Annotated in this window: 19 protein-coding genes and 1 pseudogene; 5 read left to right on the forward strand and 15 right to left on the reverse strand. The window is 31.8% G+C overall.

Annotation, left to right across the window (positions count from 1 at the left end; translation table 11 throughout):
* The first annotated feature begins 94 nt into the window (after positions 1 to 94).
* From HG567_RS04035 to HG567_RS04045, 3 genes are all read left to right on the forward strand, one after another.
* Positions 95 to 751: a ParA family protein gene (locus HG567_RS04035; protein ID WP_202139280.1), complete on the forward strand. Its 657-nt coding sequence runs from the start codon at positions 95 to 97 to the stop codon at positions 749 to 751.
* Positions 752 to 834: 83 nt separating this feature from the next.
* Positions 835 to 1119: a hypothetical protein gene (locus HG567_RS04040; RefSeq protein WP_000394651.1), complete on the forward strand. Its 285-nt coding sequence runs from the start codon at positions 835 to 837 to the stop codon at positions 1117 to 1119.
* A gap of 43 nt (positions 1120 to 1162) precedes the next feature.
* A complete protein-coding gene (locus HG567_RS04045) occupies positions 1163 to 2341 on the forward strand; it encodes a hypothetical protein (protein ID WP_202163660.1) in 1179 nt (392 codons plus the stop codon).
* Between the two features lie 24 nt (positions 2342 to 2365).
* Here the strand turns inward: HG567_RS04045 and HG567_RS04050 are convergent, their stop codons facing one another.
* Positions 2366 to 4279: a relaxase/mobilization nuclease domain-containing protein gene (locus HG567_RS04050; RefSeq protein ID WP_202139282.1), complete on the reverse strand. Its 1914-nt coding sequence runs from the start codon at positions 4277 to 4279 to the stop codon at positions 2366 to 2368.
* A gap of 296 nt (positions 4280 to 4575) precedes the next feature.
* On the opposite strand from HG567_RS04050, the gene HG567_RS04055 reads away from it, so the two are divergent.
* Positions 4576 to 4890: a hypothetical protein gene (locus tag HG567_RS04055; protein ID WP_108339294.1), complete on the forward strand. Its 315-nt coding sequence runs from the start codon at positions 4576 to 4578 to the stop codon at positions 4888 to 4890.
* Positions 4883 to 5164, forward strand: coding sequence for a type II toxin-antitoxin system RelE/ParE family toxin (locus HG567_RS04060; protein WP_000921933.1), 282 nt, complete (start codon positions 4883 to 4885; stop codon positions 5162 to 5164). The genes HG567_RS04055 and HG567_RS04060 overlap by 8 nt, the downstream gene beginning before the upstream one ends.
* A gap of 274 nt (positions 5165 to 5438) precedes the next feature.
* Here the strand turns inward: HG567_RS04060 and HG567_RS04065 are convergent.
* The 14 genes and pseudogenes from HG567_RS04065 to HG567_RS04125 form a co-directional block, all read right to left on the reverse strand.
* Positions 5439 to 7167, reverse strand: a pseudogene (locus HG567_RS04065) (type IV secretory system conjugative DNA transfer family protein).
* On the reverse strand, positions 7168 to 7725 hold the full coding sequence (locus HG567_RS04070; protein ID WP_001167786.1) for a hypothetical protein: 558 nt from the start codon (positions 7723 to 7725) through the stop codon (positions 7168 to 7170). It lies immediately after the preceding pseudogene.
* Complete coding sequence (locus tag HG567_RS04075) at positions 7726 to 8016, reverse strand: hypothetical protein (protein WP_202139283.1); 291 nt, start codon at positions 8014 to 8016, stop codon at positions 7726 to 7728.
* On the reverse strand, positions 8013 to 8468 hold the full coding sequence (locus HG567_RS04080; RefSeq protein ID WP_202139284.1) for a mobilization protein: 456 nt from the start codon (positions 8466 to 8468) through the stop codon (positions 8013 to 8015). Before HG567_RS04080 ends, HG567_RS04075 begins: the two co-directional genes overlap by 4 nt.
* Positions 8465 to 9406 carry a CpaF/VirB11 family protein gene (locus tag HG567_RS04085; protein ID WP_078216366.1) on the reverse strand — a complete coding sequence of 314 codons (942 nt, stop codon included), beginning with the start codon at positions 9404 to 9406 and terminating at the stop codon, positions 8465 to 8467. The genes HG567_RS04080 and HG567_RS04085 overlap by 4 nt, the downstream gene beginning before the upstream one ends.
* Entirely contained in the window at positions 9406 to 9705 is a 300-nt protein-coding gene (locus tag HG567_RS04090) for a hypothetical protein (RefSeq protein WP_202139285.1), read from the reverse strand. The genes HG567_RS04085 and HG567_RS04090 overlap by 1 nt, the downstream gene beginning before the upstream one ends.
* Positions 9702 to 9965 carry a hypothetical protein gene (locus HG567_RS04095; protein WP_202139286.1) on the reverse strand — a complete coding sequence of 88 codons (264 nt, stop codon included), beginning with the start codon at positions 9963 to 9965 and terminating at the stop codon, positions 9702 to 9704. The genes HG567_RS04090 and HG567_RS04095 overlap by 4 nt, the downstream gene beginning before the upstream one ends.
* Positions 9958 to 10251 (reverse strand): hypothetical protein, encoded by a 294-nt coding sequence (locus HG567_RS04100; protein ID WP_202139287.1) that lies wholly within the window; start codon positions 10249 to 10251, stop codon positions 9958 to 9960. Before HG567_RS04100 ends, HG567_RS04095 begins: the two co-directional genes overlap by 8 nt.
* A 69-nt stretch (positions 10252 to 10320) precedes the next feature.
* A complete protein-coding gene (locus tag HG567_RS04105) occupies positions 10321 to 11556 on the reverse strand; it encodes a DNA type IV secretion system protein ComB10 (protein ID WP_202139288.1) in 1236 nt (411 codons plus the stop codon).
* Entirely contained in the window at positions 11553 to 13094 is a 1542-nt protein-coding gene (locus HG567_RS04110; RefSeq protein ID WP_202139289.1) for a TrbG/VirB9 family P-type conjugative transfer protein, read from the reverse strand. Before HG567_RS04110 ends, HG567_RS04105 begins: the two co-directional genes overlap by 4 nt.
* Entirely contained in the window at positions 13094 to 14080 is a 987-nt protein-coding gene (locus tag HG567_RS04115) for a VirB8 family type IV secretion system protein (protein WP_202163661.1), read from the reverse strand. Before HG567_RS04115 ends, HG567_RS04110 begins: the two co-directional genes overlap by 1 nt.
* Position 14081: 1 nt before the next feature.
* Positions 14082 to 14210, reverse strand: a complete 129-nt coding sequence (locus HG567_RS07880) for a hypothetical protein (protein ID WP_000243255.1) — start codon at positions 14208 to 14210, stop codon at positions 14082 to 14084.
* Entirely contained in the window at positions 14210 to 16144 is a 1935-nt protein-coding gene (locus tag HG567_RS04120) for a type IA DNA topoisomerase (RefSeq protein ID WP_202139291.1), read from the reverse strand. The genes HG567_RS07880 and HG567_RS04120 overlap by 1 nt, the downstream gene beginning before the upstream one ends.
* Entirely contained in the window at positions 16137 to 18635 is a 2499-nt protein-coding gene (locus HG567_RS04125) for a VirB4 family type IV secretion/conjugal transfer ATPase (RefSeq protein ID WP_202163662.1), read from the reverse strand. Before HG567_RS04125 ends, HG567_RS04120 begins: the two co-directional genes overlap by 8 nt.
* Positions 18636 to 18644 lie beyond the last annotated feature (9 nt).

Below are 18644 nucleotides of genomic sequence, written 5' to 3' on the forward strand. Positions count from 1 at the left end.
TTTACAATAATATAGTATTAAGTTTTTCTATTTTATATACTTTTAAGCTATTTATATTTAAAATATGTTTAACAAAATGATAAAGGAATAAGCGATGATAATCACCATAGCTAACGAAAAAGGGGGGAGCGGTAAATCCACTTTGTGCTTGAACTTGTGCGTTCAATTATTGCTAGACAAGAAAGATATTGCCGCATTAGACACTGATAGCCAAAAGAGTTTGGAAGTGTTTAACAATATTAGGAGTGAAACAATTTTGCCCAATTTCACGCTCTTTAATCGCACAGGCAATATCACAGACACCTTAAAACAGATGATGGATAAATACGAATACATTCTTATTGACACTAAAGGCGAACATTCCAAAGAAAGCCAAAGGGCTATGCTATTGAGCGATTGGGTGCTAATACCCACCACGCCAAGCCAACTAGACACAGCGGTGCTATTAGACATGCTAGAAAGGATTAGAGACATCCAAGCGTTGAATGAAAATTTGAAAGCTTGTATTGTGATGAACCGTATCCCTACTATCCCCACCCTTAAAGAGAAAAAAGCCCTCATTGATTTCATCAACCAAAATAACGCTAATGAGAGCGTGTTTTTAATGGATAATCTATTAAGCGAAAGGATAGCTTATAGGCGTTCAGTGAGTGAAGGTATGGGCGTGATGGAATACAATGACAATAAAGCTAAAAACAAATGGTCTCAATTCTATGGTGAATTGATTGGGTATTTAGGGGGAAAAAAATGAAAAATGATAGAATTTATAGTTTAATTCTAAATAACACTTAATTGTGTTATGATATTAAAAACAATCTACTTTAAAGGATAAATATGGAATTTAAAAACACTAAAAAAGACAGGCTAAGCGATTTAGAAAACCGCTTTGAGAATGCCAACAAGCATGAAACAAACCAACATGAAAAAGAAGACAGGAAAAAAGCCCACACGCTCTATATTTCAGAGAAAGTGATGCATAGCGTAGAAGAGTATTTGAATGAATTTGGAGCGTTCAGAGAAAATAAAAGCGTGTTTGTTCAAGACGCTATTGTTTTTTATTTAGAACACAAGAAAAAAGAAATGAAGCAAATGCTTTTAGATAAGGCGAGCAAGTTGTGATTTTATTGTGTTTTCATACCAATTTTCATACCAAGGAACTTAAATGGAAAAAACAAGACTTTTAAAATTGAGAGCTTTAGCATGTTTAATGGGCTTAGGCATGAGCGGGTGCGCGTTTGTAGATAAGCAAATTTTAAACGACCACTTGACTAAGGCTAAAAATAACCCAAAATACGATTGCCAAAAAGAAATGGAGTCTTTCCCTAAAAAATACAATGGAATAGAGCAATGCTTAAAGGCTCAAGAAGGGCTTATTGAACCAATCATCACTAAAAAGATTGATCAGTATCAATGCGATGATTTCACTAATGAAGGCTTAAAAGATAAGTGTTTCAAAAGAAACGATGCCTACTTAAACGCTCTTTTAACGCCCATCATTCAAAAACAAGAGCGTCGTTTTAGCTGCTCTGACTTCCATAACCCAGAGCTACAAGAACAATGCAAGGATAAAACTAACGCTTATGAAAAACAAAAAGACCGACAACAAAGGCTAATTAATCTTGTGCAATTAGAAGCGTTTGAAAAAGAATACGCGCAATATAAACCATACATTATCCCTTACTTCACTAAAGAATGCATTAAAAATGCGCCCCATTTAGCTAACAAGGAAAGACTATGCCAAAAAGAAGTGCATGAAAAATTGGATGATCCTTATTCTAGCTCTAAAGAATTGAGCGTTAAATCGGCTATTTCTTTTTGCATTAAAAAAGTTGATGCTAAATTAGAAAAAGCCGCTCTGATGAATGGCGTTTTTATAAGCCCTTATAAAAAATCCACCCATTGCCAAAGAACGCATTTGGAAAACAAGAGCTTGAAAGAAATCGCTTTGGATATGAACCCTAAATTAGAAAAACAAAGCCCTTTTATTGATGCGGATAAAATGGCTATGCAATCTGCGGAGTTATTGAGAAAGAATAAAGGTGTCTTAATCGCTTTTGCTACAGATATTTGCATGGAGCGTAACGAACATAAGAAAGGAGAGTTTATCAGCCTTAAAGAGAGTTGCGCCCAATCGCAAGCTAAAATCTATAACAACAAAGAGCACTTTGATAAATTCATACAAGATTACCAAAAAGACTTAAAAACTTGTCTTTTAGACACTTCTAACACTAAAGAAGAAGTGGAGCAAAATATTTCACAATGCCAAAAAGAGCAATTGAGAGACGATAATAAAGGCTTGGGCTTCACTTTAGAAGAATTGGTTAAAAAATATGCTAAGTAAAGTTATTTAATTTTATGAATGGTTTTAAAAATCCATTTCATAGTTATTGTTAGGGCTTATAGGTTCATTAGTAGTTTTGTTAAAATCTTTGAGTGGTATTTTTTTGAGCGTGTTTGTGTTTTCTTGTGTGTCTTGTGTAACGGCTGTGATTTGATGGTTATTTTGCAAGCTTTCTAAAGTTATGCTTGCGCTTTTTGATAAAGTTTTAAAACATTGTAATTCTTTCTGTAAAAAATTAAGCGATTTTTCACAGCGTTTGATGATTTTATCCTTTTGCCCTCTTTCATAAATGGGCAAATCATTTTCATTAGCTTGCGTTAAAAATTTCAAATCTTTTGATAGCTCCATCGCTCTAGTCTCTAAGAATTCTTTTCGCTTCTTAGTAAAACAATAGTTTTCCTCTTCAAGTCTTTTTAAATGTTCTAAAAGATTGAGCCAAACTTGTTTGTCTAATAAATTGTCTTGTGGGTTAGAATTTTTAACGCTATCATCTATCTTTTTCATTTCAAACCTAACAATATTAACAAGTAAAGCGCTATCTTTAAAAAACTTAGCCACTAAAAACATATTACTTTTATCAGTCAAGCTTAAATTTTGATAATTCATATACCTAAAAAATTCAAAAGCTCTTTGCAAAATACTATGCCTATCGCTTTTAAAATCTAAAGCAATTTTTTCTAAATTTTTAACAATATTTTTACTTGTGAAAACTTTGCTCATGCTTTTTAGTTTAGTGTAAAGCTCAAAGCGTTTTTTTGAATGGGATAAATCAGCTTCTAAATCTTTGCTAAATTCTTCCTTTAAGATTTTTAAATCTTTATAATCTTTTTCTAAATCTATAATCTTTTTTTGCGTGGCAAAAAGTTTTTTGATGGTATAAAGATAGTCTTTTATTAAAGGGCTTTTACAGACAGCCAATTTTTGAATTTTTTTATAAGTGTTTTTAGGGGTTAAAGATTCTTTATTTAACCATTTTATTTCTTTAAGTTGTTGGTTAAGTTCTTTTTCATTTGTTGGGGGCGTGAATTTTTCTTTTTCCCAATGTGTTTTTTCCAATAAACTTTTTAGATTATCTAAATGATCAGATAGAGCATTTTCTCTTTTTTTCAAGCTCTCTATTTGAGAAGTTACACTGCCAAAAACTTTATAAAAATAGTTTTCATGCCTAAAACTCTTATTGTTTCTAGCCTGTGTTTCTAGTGCATCTAACTCTGTTTCTATGTTTTTAATCGCCCTATAAATATTAGGCGTGTTAGAATATTGCAATTCGCCTTTTGAGTTAGCAAATAAATAATCTTTAAATGTTTCTCTTAGTGTGTGGTAAAACTCTTTGCAGCTGTCTTTAGAATTAAAGCGTAGTTGCTTATTGGTAATTTTGTTAGTTTTGTTGATAATCACATGCGCATGCGGATTGTTTTGGTGCGCATGGAGTTTCATTATAAAAGGGTAATCATAACCTAGCGTGTTAGTGAGTGTTTGATACACGCTTAATTCCAAAGCTTTTAAAATTTTTTCATTACAATTTTCATCAATGCTAAACACTAGATGTAAAGCGCAATTTTTAATACGGCTATTCTTTTCTAATATTCTTTCAAATTGCTCATTCCATTGCTCCGCTATATCATTATAATTAACTTCATAAAAAAATTCATCTCTCACTAGCTCACCATGTTTAGCGATATAATCCATCGCCCTTTTTGAATGCAAGCGTGTCATATTGCCTATGTTTTTGATGACCACTTGTTTTTGTGGCTCTCTTAAACGCATGAATTTTTCTTGTACAAGTTGGGTTAAATTTTTAGCAAACTTTTCTACTTCCTTATGGTAGCGTTTAGCATAAGTGTATTGTATCTTAAGCGTCTTTTTGGGCTTGATGATCTCATAATCAAAAAGCTCATCGCTTTCAAAGTTTTTACTATAACTTTTTTCTAACGCCATTTTATTGTAATTTTATCCTCCCAAAAACTTTGCCACTTGTTTTAACTTTCTTAGCCCTTATTCTAACATCATTATCCCCCCTTTTTAAAGTGCAGGATAACACTTCAATTCCGTAAAATTTGAAGTCAATTTGACCTTGCAGGTGGCTAAAACACGCGCTTTTAAGATATTCTTAAATCAAACTTAATCAAAAAAACTTATTTTAAAACTTTCAATTGATTCTTTTCAAACCAATTTTTTACAAGAATTTGGGCTATAATCTTTATTAACAATCTCTTATTAAAAAGGAGTTCAATATGCCAAATGTTATTACAGATTACTCGCAATACAATGAAAAGCAACTGCAACATTTTTTAAACTCCATTGAAAAACAATTGCTTAAGGCAGAAGGCGATAAAAATAAAGCGATAAAAAAAATCCAAGAGTGTGAATTGCAAGAACAAATGATCAGACAGGTTTTAGCCCAAAAACATTCTCAAGAAAAAGAACCCACACAAAGCCTATTAAATACGATTAACTCAAAAGATGACCCAGAATATGATGTTTCTTTTGGAGACTTCAATGATTTTTTACAAATAGCGAAACAAGAAAGAGAAAGGCATAATGCTTAAAGTCAGAACTAAGAAAGATTTTCTTAAAGACTTTAATAAGCATATTTTATCTGGGCGTATTACAGAGAGCGATGTTGCAAGTATTGTTGATTGTCTCAAAGAACAAAAACCACTCCAACAAAAATATTGCGACCATGCCTTGAGTGGTAATCTTAAAGGGCTGAGAGAGTGTCATGTCAAACCAAACTTGTTATTGATTTATGAAATCAAAAAACAAGAAAACGAACTTGTTTTATTGCGTCTAGACACTCATAGCGAGCTATTTAAAAAGTGATCAAACACTAAAAAATTTATCCACAACAACAATCCGTGCTAATTTTTAATTTAAGTTGCGCTAACTTTAAAATAGAACATGCTAATTTCTAAAAATAAGCTACGCTAAGCTACACTACAAAAATGTTAATCTTTATTTTAAATCTTGCTAATCATCTAACGCAAATCTGTGTTACAGATTGGCGCATTCTTTTTTTAGCAACAAGGATAAGAAGTTGTAGAAAGCGATTTTTAAAAAGCAATTAAAAAACACTCATGCAAACTTTTTTAATTCATCAAAACACTTCTTCATTGGGCTTGACTTCCCAGTTAATACGAGAGAGTAATTCTTTGTTTTTGAAATAATAATTCGCTTTTAATTTTAAGGGTTTAGCTTTATGACCGCTCACTAAAATGATCACTTCATCTTTATCAATGTTCATGATGTCTTGCGCGCTCAATAAATCCCACACTTCTTTTCCTATACTAGAAGTCCCACCCATAATGAGCTGTCCTTTTTCTGTAGAGTGGCTTCGTGTTTTTCTAGTCATCTTACCAATTTCTTCGCTCACTTGTTTAGCATATTCTAAATCATCCATCTTGAAAATTACTTTGTAAGCCACGGTGCTATTAACAATTCTTGCATCTTCTCTACCATAATATTTTTCAATAAGAGCGTTGGATTGCGTGATAAAAATTAAAACCACACCATAGCTCCTACTTAATGCGGGCATTTCTAATAAAAAAGGCAATTTACCAAAACGCACAAATTCATCTAAAAACAGATAAACCCTTTCTTCAAATTTCTTACTCTCTTTCAATAAAAGATTTTTAGCAATACTTTCCAAAAGGATACGGATAAGCGGTGCGAGTGTGTCAATATCTGTTTGAGCGATTTTAATATAGAGTGAAATATTGTCAGCCCTTAAATCCTCGTATTCAAAACTCATGCTATCTGTAGCGCTTTTAACTTGATAGCTTGTAAAGACTTGCATAAAACGGCTATAAACTGATTTAATGCTCGCAAACTCTTTATCATTCGCCTTAGCCCATTTGTTCGCTTCGTTTCTAATAACAGGATCTAACATGCCCTCTTTTCATTATAACATTGCCTTGATTGTCTTTTTCTAAATTATTCACAGATCCATCATAATTTTTAGGATTTTCTGGGTCAGTATAGACTTGTTCGGCTACTTGTTTATACCATAGCAATTCCACATTGACATTAGGTTTCATTTTTTTAACGCCATTTTCTACTTTAGCCATATAACGCCCATTCTCTTTAACAAAACCATTATCACTACTTTGACATTCATATAATTCAGTATAAAATCGGCTTTGTGGATTGATTAAGGGGACATAATTTTTTATAGGAGCGCTTGCAATTTCAAAAAAGGTGCTAGTGTTATGCACACACAAATCATAAAGAGCGTAAAAGACAAATAAATTTTTAGCTTGCTGTGTCCAATGAGGGTCTTTATTTGCACCATCTTCAGCAAAAATAGTATTACCCACTTCATCTACAAGCCTTCGCTTTCTGTTAAAATCTAATTTTTCTACAATGCGTTTATCAAACGGATTGAATTTAAGCGTGTTATCATTTCCTAAGGGATCAAATACAAAAATTTTATTTTTTAGAACTTGTTGTCTGTAACCAGCCGTTAAATCAAACAACTCCCCTTTAATATCTAACACCACACAAGAGCTAGGCACATTTAAAAGATTAGGCACAGCTACAGCTGCGGTTTTACCACTTCCAGGAGGAGCGATAATTAAAGTAGAAAGCGGAGCATCATAATAAGTAGGCTTAAGTGAATTTAAACCTTTATATAGCCCCACACAAAAACCTTTGTTAAAATTTAAGGTCATAGGATAACTCTTAGAAGAACCTAGCGTAAAGACATCTTTGCAAGCCTTAGGGAGAGTTTTAGTGTAATAATCTTTTTGAATGCTATTAAGCTTATGGAATAAATTGCTGGTTTTATCCTTAAATTTATCTCTTAATGTTTTGAATTTTTCTCTCATTTAAAATAATCCTTTTAGATATTTCATAAATAGCGTTAGTTTTACACTTAAAAATCCCCTAAATATAAAGGTTAAGACACAAATCACTACTAAAAAAGATAAGATCGTAAAGAAAACCTTAGGTCTTTTCTTGGCAAATTGATAAACTTCATAAAATATACACCCTATAAAAACAGGCAATAGCGTAAAGCTAGAGACAACAAGCATTAGAGGTAAAAACAAAATTAAGAACAAGCCTTTAAGAATATTAAAAATCCTATATTCGTATTTAATAATATCTTTCATTTCAGCCCAAACTGCCTTGCCATGACTATCCATATTGCGCCCATTAAAAAATAAGTAGGCTGTCAAAAATAGCGGTAATAACGCACAAAAGAATGAAAAATAAATCTCAAATTTAAAATGGGGAAAATTATGTAGATTAAGAATAATCTTTTTTAGATAGTTATAACTCGCTAAAAAACTAGGAAAATCTAAGAAATAATGCGATACACCTAAAAAAATAAAAGGAATGGCTAAAATAGAAATGATATAGCAATAAGGCTTATAAATTTGCATTTATTCTACTTTGATTTTATTATCTAATAAACTCATAAAATACATAAAATCATTCTCAAAACTCTCATCTTTCATAAACTCTTCAAACTCCTCTTCGCTTTTAACCCAAACTTCACTAACATATTCCATTAAAAGAGTGAAATTTTCTTTTAGATTTTCTTGCAATATTTTTGCTTGGTTTTCATCTTTTAGAAAATGGGGAGCATTGATAATGCTTTGAGAATTTTTAATAATAGACGCCATTTTTTCTAAATAATTTCTAATTAAATCAATATCAGTTTCTTTTGTCATAAATTCATCCCTTTAAAAATTTTCTTATCCCCTTTTAAACAATGCGCTACGATGAAAGCGCTTTTTTTGATAGCTAGGTTTAAAATTTTTGTTTTTTCACTCCAAGCTTTCAGTTGTGTTTCAATGTCTTGCAATAAACCCAAATGGATAACATTTTCTCCTAAAAGTGCCGCGTTATTTAAATGGTAAGCAATCTGGTTAAAATTAGAACAAGTCGCATTCAATGAGCTATATAACATCGCTAAACTGCCTAAAGCACTTGTGATTTTTTGCTGTTTGTAGAAACTAATTTGGCTATTTAAAATAAGATTTTCTACAATTTTGGTGTAAGACTTGTTGTGCCTAGTTTTTAAATCATTTAAAATTTGCACACATCTAACATCCAATAAAAATTCCATCCTTTTAGTGCCCTCTTTTTGTTTAGATTTCCTATAAAGTCTTGGATTTTTCATAACATCAACTCCTTTTTAAATTCGCTTTTAACATTTAAAACATCATCAACTACCCTATCGCTACCTTTTTTTTTGATTTGGATAACATAGTCCATACCAGTGCAAAAATAATCTAAAAGCGTTTCTTTAGGCGTAGGTTTACCTCCTTTATTCAAGTTGATATTTTGACAAATAGCTATAAAAGCATCTACCACACTATTAGCGTGTAAGGTGCTTATCATTCCGCTATGCCCAGTATTTGCTAAACGCAAAAATAACGCAGTGTTATGCGTGTCAATTTCGCCTAATAATAATCTATCAGGAGACATTCTCATAGCCGCATTTAAGCCATCTTCATAAGTGAAAAACCCGCTCCCGCTTTTATCCACTAAAATATTGACTTGATCTTCGTTACTGATTTTTAACTCAGGACTATCTTCAATAGTAACCACCCTTTCGTTTTTGGGAATATTTTCAATCAAAGAATTAACAAAGCTAGTCTTACCACTAGCTGTGCCACCACTGATTAAGATATTTTTACCTGAGCTTACTAAGCTAAGTAAAAAATCATAGGTAATGTTTTTAGCTAGACATTTCTCACTTAATTTAAAGGCGTTAATTTCAAACTTAAAATTGCTAGGCACTCTAATATTGATAGAGATATTAGAACTAGCAATAATGCTAGGGTGTAATGCGTTAATTCTAATTTGCGTGTAAGGCAAAGAAGTGTTTAACTTAGGCGTTTTTAGAGTGAATTTTTGGTTTCTAAAAATGGCTAATTGCTCACAGAAAACCAACAAATAATCGTTAGTAAATTTTTCATTAAAACACCTCACTTTTTCCTTTGGGCGGTGCAAAAAATACTCTTTTTCTTTATTAAAAACCACTTCATTTAAATTAGGTTGGCTTAAAATAGGCATAAAGTCATCAAGGTAACTTTTTAAAAGATTGGAAATCATTATGGCTCTCCTTGATGATTATCAAAATCCCTTAACATTTTTCTTTGAAGCTCAATGCGCTCTTTCTCTCTTTTATCTTCTATTCTTTTAGCTAAAGAATAGAGATAGTGGATTTTAGAAAGCCTTTTATTATTATTTTTAATCTCTAGGGTTTTTTCACAATTTTCGTGTTTTTCCAGTAAGTATTCTTGATAAATTTTATGGCTTGTGAGTTTTAGATTAGATAACTCTTTTTCTAAATCTAGTTTATCTAATTCATTAAGCTCTACTTTTAATAATTTGTCTAGTTTTTCTTTCATAATTGTTTCCTTAAGTTTTCTAGTTCTTTTAATAAACTATTGAGTTCTTGCTGCTTTTGTTCGCACAACCTATAAGTCTCATCAAATTTTTTTTGGATTTCAACATTTTTGCTCACATAGGAGGCATAAAAATCTAAATCCTTAATTTTAGAATTTCTAGGCTTTTTAGGTTTTTTATCTTTTCTAGGCACTTCTAAAATGGGTTGCTCTTCATTTAAATGAGCAAACTTTTTATCGCAATTAAAATTTTCATCAATCATTGTTATAAGTCCTTTCTATATCAAAAATAATTTCAAGAGTTTTCTCGTTTTGGATAATCTTTTTTGAAAAATGCTCTTCGGTGTTTAAAATTTCTGAAACCAGCCTTTCAGTAATCCTTGCTTGCATTCTCGATCTTGCCTCTTTGGTTTCATGTTCTAGGCGTTTATCCATAACTTTTCTTAATTCCATTTGCGCCTCTACTGCTTTTTTGCAAAGCTCCACATATTCTGCATCTTTGCTTTCTTCTAGAGTGTTCAATAATTCTTCTTCAGGGTTGAGCTCCATTGGCAATCCTTATGTTTAATATTGTATTTTAATTTTACACTATTTAGAATAAAATTATTATTAATAATGCTATTTTGTATCATTGTTTTGCTCCTTTTCTTCATTAAAAAATTTCGCTAAGACTTCATTGTTTTTAGGGATAGGAAACCAAATATCCGTATTAGGACTAATAAAAATATGGCTTCCTTCTCTAATAGTGATAATGGGCTTAATCCTGATTTGATCTCGCATGATTTGAGCGATAATGTTATTTAGGCTGATACCAGTTTGCCTCGTCATTTGCATCATCATGTAATCTCCAAAATAGTTTTGATTAAAACCACCCCTTTTGTTTTTCATCGCTTCGGTAAGACCGCTAGTAAGACCTATGAGTAGCCCATTTGACAAGGTGCTTAAGGATAAAGGAATGCCATAGCGTTCCCAATATTTGTTATGGAGTGTGCCTATCATGCCGTTATAGCCCTTGACATCAGCTCCCTTAGCATCGCTTAGTATGATATTGACTCCTTGTGGCGTGATGATCCTATTCCAAGCAATTTCTAAGCGGTATTCTCCTATTTTGTTATTAGAGTTGTAATAGCCTATGGCTCTACTCCCTTTAGGGATTAAAACCGCTCTACCCATCGTTGCGTATATATCGCTCTCCACTTGAGCGACTATCTTACTCCCCCCTATTTCACTGCTAATAGGAGTGATCAGAATGGCTGGGATCATCCTATCAGCTGTAATTGTTCTTAAAAGTTTGTTTTCACTGCTCGCTATATTTTTTCTTTTAAAATTTTTAAACCCACTAGAGCCGTATTCTTTTTCAAGTTCTCGTTTTTCTTTGGATTTTATGTGAGAAACGCTGTTTTTTATAGAAATGGGAGGTTGCGTTTCTTTTTGGCTGCTAATACGAGACGCTAAAATCACAAGGCGGGTTTTTTCATCTTCGTTAGCGGTATTGTAGTTGAAGGATGGACTTTGTGGTTTAATAAGCGTTTTATTAAAATCCTTAGGCAAATTTGGTAATTTTTGCACTAGAGCATTAAAATCATCTAAATCTTTTTGTGTTTTTTCTATATTCTCATTAACGCTTTTAGTTTCATCGTTTGGTTTCACTTCATTGATAGCATCTATTTTATTCTTAATACCTTGGTAAGCTTGAAACAAATAAGATGAAATGGGGAATTTACCTTGAGAAACATTAACAGCTTTTTCTTTGATTTCTTGTTCGTAAAAAAGAAAAAAACCAGCTAATACAATCACAATAATTAAGCCAATTTTTATGATTTTATGCTCCAAGAGTAAAAGAAGTTTTTTCATTTCTTGTTTTCTTTAATCTCTTTAATAGGGTTTGCTTGATTTTGTTTTTTGGTGTTATTCAGCCCCTTTTTATTATTCTCTAAATTATCAGTGGTTTTTGGTCTTTCTATATAGGGGATAGGCACACAATAATGGGTTTTGATTGGGTGTTTTTTGAGCTTGTTTTTCAAATCTTTTTGCAAAGGCTTAGGAGCTTTTATGATGTTTTTAACCTCTTCTAAAGTTTTAATCTCTTCTTCATTTAAGGCTCGGCATTCTTTGCTTGGAGTTTGGTTTTTGATTTGAGCTAACAACTCCGTTACGCTAATGGCATTTTTAGGTTGAGGCGTAGTGTCTTCAATCAAATGCATATTATTTCGTTTGGATTTCATGGCTTCATCTTGCTCTAAAAGCCTTTTTAAACGCATGAAGTCCTTAGACTTTTGGTATTTGCGCTTGTCTCTTCTCACGCACACATATTCCTTACCGCTTCTTAAAGTCCATTTTTTAGAAACGTCTTCAGCGATAATGTAATTCCCTACCACACGGCTATTGATAGGATTATCATACCCATCTACAACCTTATAGGTGTAAGGAAATTTTGAAAAGGCTTGATCCCTGTCATATCTAAAATAAGTGTATTTGCCATCATCAAAGACATCTAGCGCCTTTATATCAAGTGCATTATCACTGGGTTTTTTATAAAGCCACAAACTCCACCAGGTGCGTTTGTGTTTGGGTTTTTGCAAATAACCACGATTGATTTTAGCTTTTTCAATGAAAATGTGATTGACTTCATCTCCAATTCTTATAAACTTGCCATCATCAATTTCCTTGCTCTCGTAATTGATTTTTCTATAATCAAGCTTTTGTTTGTCTTGTTTATTAGGGCTATTTGTTCCTGTTTCTGTTTGAGCCCATTGTTCTTGTTCCCTTTTTTCTAACTCGCTCTTAGACAGAATATTGAGCTTACCGATAGATCTTTTATTAGAAACAAACACTGAAAAATAGCTTTGAAATTTGCTGGTGTAAGTGGTGCTAAACAAATAAAAGGTATAAATTGTGCCGCTCGCTCCAACTACGGTTAGGTTCGTATCCACACCTATAAGTAACGGCTTGATCACTAGCATGTTAGACAAATCGTAATGATCATTAGTGGGGTAAGTGAGTTCAAAACCGCTAGGATCGCCTAAGCTCACATAGATAATAGGATCATTATCAAAAATAAAAGTAGTGGTCATCGCATAGCGTAAGCGGATTTTGTTGGTGTTGCCTGCCACATACAAGACATTGAAATTATTGTCTTGTAATTTTCTATTTTTAGAAAAATACACGCTCTGTAAGGCTTTTAAATCCATAAGCTGTTTGGCTTTTTCTTTGTTTTCTTGTTCTTTGAAACTTTCTAAACTATCAGATTTTGCTGGGATAAGATTGTTGTTTTCTTTAGCATGTTCAAAAGAACTTGTAAGATCAGTTTCATTGGTGTTGTTCCTAAAAATATCCTCTTCAGTGCGAAGTAAAGCACAGCACAAAAATAGCGATAGAGTGAATTTTTTCATTATTGTTCCTTAACATCTTTATACTGGCTCATATGAGGGTCTTTTTTCTCGGTATGGATAATCCTAGATTTCACACCATCATCTTTGACTTTATTTTTCTCATCTAAGTCTTTTAAAATCGCAATTTCAGTCACATCATAACCTGTAACAATAAAGCCTGTAGGGTTTAAGGGAACAGATTTTGTATCAATTTCAATAGGTTCAAATTCAAAGGTCATAATTATTCTATAACGCTTTTCGCTTTCTAACTTTTCTTTATTAAAAAGTTGTGCGGATATTTCAATATTGGCTTGGGTTTTACTGATTAAAGCGATATTGATAATGCTAATTTTTCGTGTTAGATTTATATTAGTGTAAATGCTATGTTCATAAGAAACAAGTTTTTCAAAAAAATCCCATACTTCAAATGCGCTTTGCAACCTAATGGTTTCGTGGGCTATTTCGTTTTGCTCTTTTATACTTGAAATATTTTCTCTATTATTAACATAAGACGCTACCAATTGTCTCACAAGCGCTTGATTGGCACGGATGCTCTTGTCTGCTCTTTGGACTATGGCAAAATTTTGTGTAGCGTTTGAAAAGGTTACCAAATAAGGCACTTTTTCTTTTAACGGCAATAAGCATACAATAATAATGGCTTCTATAAGGGCTAGAGCAAAAAAGAACACCGCACTGCTAAAGATCCAATCGCCAATTTTACGCTCTGCTTGAAAAAGTACATCAGCTTCTTTGACTCCATCAAACAGCATAGTGCTTTGTAACATATCACGCTTTTTTAGACCAATTTTTTTTAAAAATCCACTGAGTGTTTTTTCTCTTTGTATCTTTTGTTGCTCTTTGGCTTTATCTTTGACTTGTTCTTCAAGCTCTTCTTCGTTTATTGCTTTAGCCTTAACATATTTTTCCCAATCATCGCCATATTTTTCTTTTAATCTTTCTTCTAAAACCTTAGGCAACTCCCATGCGTTCATGCAAACTTTTTCCATTTTATGCCTTAAAGCCTTTTTGTGGATTTTCTAAGTTCGCGCAAGGGCTTTTATACATTTCATATTGTTTATTGGAGCAACCCATAAGAATAATGACTGCATAACAAATAGATACAAGTTTTAATACCATCAATTATCCTTTTTGGGCATTTTTTTACTATGTTCTTCTATAAACTTCATGCATGCAAACTTGTCTTTTTTTGCCATATCAGAAGCTTTTATTTGAAGAGTTTTTTCTATAGTTTCTACAAAATTAAGTTGTTTTTCAGTTGGAGGTATCATTTCTTTTTTTGTAGCAGAAACGTTGTTATTGCTATTATTTCTATATAAGTTAGAAATTTCTGTGCCTAATTTCTTTTGGATATTTTGCATTAAATCAAGATAAGCACTTTTACCATCTTTTATAATCATATCTAACATTTCTTCTAATTTTTTTGTAAAACTATCATCCACTTTAGAAATAGCAATCCATTGTGTTTGGTTATCATTCAAAAAGAAATCAACAATGCTTTTACCAAGAGCTGTGGGCGTGATCTTCCTATTTTTGCTCTCTAATGTAATGTAGTTTTTGTTTTTTAAGATCTCAAATACACTTGTATAAGTGCTAGGTCTTCCTATGCCATAGGTTTCCATCATTGCGATAAAAGTGCTTTCAGTATAAGGGCTAGGAGCTTTAGCTTTTAGTTCTTTGATATTAAAATCTAAAATAGGCATTTGAGTTTTTAATTGCAAGCTAGAAAAATCAAGATCGCTTTCAATCTCTTCTTCATCTTTCTTTTCTTCTTCTAAGTCTTTAATCGCTTTAAAGCCTTTAGATTTGAGTTTGCTAAAACTGCATTTAAAGCTGTGTGTTTTTACTTTAAAATTTAAAGTTGTGTTTTCGTAAATAGCGTTTTTACTTTGAGAGCAAATGGTGTTAAAAAAGATAAGCGTATAGACTTTTAAATCATTAATATCTGTAATATTGTGTTTCTCGCACACTTTTTTAAGATCTTCATAGCAGTGAGGGTGTGTAATTCTTATAGCCTCATGCGCTTCAGCTTGTGAATTTTTACCAGCCCTATATTCTCTGTATTCATACACGCTAGGATAAATATTTTCAAAAAACGCTTGATGCTCTTGCAAGTATTCTTTACTTAACGCTTCACTATCGGTGCGAATATAAGTAATCAATCCAGCTTCAAAAAGTTTTTGGGCGTGTTCTTGGATTTGCTTAACGCCCATTTCTAAAATTCTAACCCCATCTTTTAAAAGATTAGAAGTGGTGAAAGGTTTAGGTGGAGATTTTTCTTTATCTTTTTGCTCTACTGCGTCTAAAAAAGCTAAGGGGTTAAGATTGTTTTTTAAGTCATTTAAAAAGTTTTGGGCTAATTCTTTGGTCTCAAACACTTTCCTTTTATTCTCTTCTACTAAAGTAATAGAGATTTGAGAACCTAACACATCAATAATAGCTTCTATACTATAACTTAATTTCTCATCAATATTCTTTTGTTCAAAGGCTTGGATTTTTCTGTCTAATTCTACTAAAATGGAAAGAGCAGGCGTTTGAACCCTACCAGCACTCACTTCAAAATTTTTAATGTTTTTGTGCAAATAAGGCGTTAAAGTAAAGCCTACAAATTGATCGCTTGCAATCCTACCTAGCCAACTATAATATAGATTGAGATTGCTTTGAGAAAATAGCACAGCATTGTTCAAGCCTTTTTCTACACCGCTTTTTGTGATTTCATGAAACTCAGTGCGATAAATTGTTTTAGCTATATTTTTGATTTTTTCATAAAATTTATAACCTATACCATAACCCTCTCTATCAGGGTCAGTAGCAATATAGACCACTTTATCTCTACATTGATTTATCATATAGTTGATATGAGTGGATTTATCCTTTTTCTTATCCGTGCTTTTTTTGATTTCAAAAATAGGATTAAATTCTTTACTCACTTCAATATTGACTAGCTCAACAAAATGCCCACCAGTCGCAAAAACAAATGAACTTCCTGTTAATTCTTTGATTTTAGCGATCTTATTGGGACTTTCTATGATAAATACGCAGTTTTTATACATATTGAATATTCTCGCTTTCTTTTTTCATTTTAGTTTTTAAATACTCTTCTTTATAAGTTTCTTGGTTTGTTTTTTTAAGATCATTGAGGATTTTTCTGTTACCAGCATTGCTATCAAGAATATAAAGTAGTTCTTGCAAATCTTTTTTTAAATCAATTTCAATAAAAGCTGAAGCGTTTGTAACGATATTTTTTACTAGCACTTGTCTGGCTCTCATATCCGTGTTGTGTAAGAAATTGATTTCGCTATCGCTTAATGGAACGCCGCATTCTATTAGTTCATCAGTATCTTTTGTGGGGTAGATAATCACTTGAGAAAGGTTGCCTATCAAACTCTTTGCTTTATCAATACCTAATTCTTTGACTTGAGATATTTTTTGAAACGCCATGCAAAGTGTTCCATTGATTTTTCTAGCTTGAGCGAGTGCGTTAGCGATATAGGTAAACATTATAGGATGCATAATGCAGTCTTTAGTTTCATCAATGAATAGGAAAAAAGGTTTGTTGTGTTCCTTTGCTTCAAAAAACAATTTGTGGAACAAATACATAGCAATTAGCCCCATAAGTTTTTTATCATTAGCAAAAACATCCATATTGATCACACTTAAAGGACTTTTAGAAAAGTCTAAACAATCTTGAAATTTTTTAAAATAGACTTTTTCCCCTTGTGATTTTAAAATCTCATTAAAATCTTGTTCGCTAGAGCCTAAATTTTTGGCAATTTCTAATAAGTTTATTTGATTTTTTTGTTCACCCATGTAATTATAAGTATCTCTAATAACCTTATCTATAGACTGAGAAGCCTTATTATCTTGTTGGTTATTGCTATCAATATTGAGCATAAATTTAATCCAATTTGCTAGAAATTGCCTATTTTCTTCTGTATCTTTTAAACTGAAAGGATTGATATAAAAACCACCATCTGTATTAGCAGTATTGTATTGACCTTCAAAAAAGTCAGTCATAATCTCTAAACCATTCATTCTGTCAAGAGCTACCACACTCATATCGTATTTAGTCAGTAAATTGGCGATTAAAAAACTAATAAAAGTGGATTTACCGCTTCCTGTGCTACCAATTATCATGGTATGACCTACAACATTGTCGTTTCTATCTCTACCTTGCTTAGCTTGAAAATTGAAAAAGTGTGCTGATCCATTTTGATTTTTAAACACGCTGATAGGACAATCCCCCCAACTATTTTCTTTAAAGCCTTCTTGATATTTTTCAAACATAATCAAACTAGCAATATTTTGGCTAGTTTGAGGTCTTAGGCGTGAATTTAAAAAGTTTCTTTCAGGAAAAAATGAAAAAAATATAGGACGCATATTGATGCTTTCTAAAACCGCTGAAAAGCCTTCTTTTTTCAAAGTGTTATATACAATAATTGATTTTTTATCTAATTCTTTTTTAGAATTAGCAAAAACCATGATTGATAAACTAACTTTTTGTATTTGCGCTCTGTCAGTAGAAACCATTTGCTCTAAATATTCTATATTTTGATAGCTAATATCTTTAGAGCGTTTTTTACGCTCTCTAATAAAAAACAAAGCTCTTTCTTTATCCATAGCTTCTATGGTAAGCAAAATGTCTAAGTTAAACTTTTCACACAAAAGATTAGATAAAGCCAAAGAAGTGATATTATCCACATCATAAGCTTTCACAGCAATAAAACGCTTAAAAGTCTCTATTCCGTTATAGTCATGTATAAAGTGGTCTTTTTTAAAATATAAATGAGATTGGATATTCCCATCGCTCAATCGTCCTTGTTTGTATTTAAAATCACAATAATGACCATTACAATATTCAGCGTATAAATTCAATAGATCGTCTGAACTTAAAAATTTAGGCTCAAAGTCTGTTAGTATGGAACTCATCTTATTTAAAATCTCAGCTAAAAGAGTTGCTTTATCTTGCAATTCTTTATTTTCTAGCACATTCTTTTTTATTTTATAAGCTTCCTGTTTTTGTGCTTCTGAGTTTTTAAGATTATCTTTTAAAGGTTTCTCTTCATCATTATTTACATACTTATCAGTAGTCATTTTTGCTTTCCACTTTTCTAAAAGCCCTTTTATATTGACGCTTTTTGTTTCAATAATTAAATAGTAAGTCGTGATATAAAATTCTTTATTTTTTTCATAAGCATTAACAATTTTTTTAGCATATTTACTCACGCCATCTTTGTTGTAAATAGTTTGAGTTTTTATATCTCTTCGTTTAGCAACAATTCTTAGCGTAACACCATCTATCAATTCATTTAAAGCTTGTGTTCTGTATAAAAATTGTGTAGCCACCTCTTCTTTATCAAAATTTGAATAAGCTATTCCACATAAAGATATTGCTCCTACTAAGTTTCCTTTATGCGTTAACACAAACTTTTCATCAAATTTTCCATTAATATTATTTTCTTGAACTAAAGAATATTGGCTAGGAATACAAGAACTTAAGAAATTGAAAATAAATTTTTTAAAACCCTCTAAACCAAGAAACATTTTTAAAAC

The sequence above is a fragment of the Helicobacter pylori genome, from assembly GCF_016755635.1.
GTDB classification, from domain to species: domain Bacteria; phylum Campylobacterota; class Campylobacteria; order Campylobacterales; family Helicobacteraceae; genus Helicobacter; species Helicobacter pylori_CQ.